The following is a 228-nucleotide window of genomic DNA, read 5'->3' on the forward strand; positions in this document are numbered from 1 at the left end:
CGCTGACCATGTGCTCAAAACAACCTGCCTGTAACCAGCGTTGGGTCTGCTGATACACCAATTCCCAAGGTGGGAAATCATTGGGCAGCATCCTCCACGGTGCGCCGGCCCGAGCCATCCAGCGCAATGCATCAAACATGTCGCGCAGTTCGTATTTGCGCTGCGGCGCGGTTACGTCCATCAGCGTCAGATACGGTGCCGCGAAGCTCCATTCTTCGTCGGATACAT

General features: G+C 57.0%; 1 protein-coding gene. It reads right to left on the minus strand.

Going from position 1 to position 228, the window contains the following annotated elements; all coding sequences use genetic code 11:
• Positions 1 to 228: transposase (locus FSO04_RS47040; protein ID WP_233465474.1), on the minus strand; the 228-nt coding region annotated here is incomplete at both ends.

Origin of the sequence: Paraburkholderia madseniana, assembly GCF_009690905.1 — a bacterium.
Classification (GTDB): domain Bacteria; phylum Pseudomonadota; class Gammaproteobacteria; order Burkholderiales; family Burkholderiaceae; genus Paraburkholderia; species Paraburkholderia madseniana.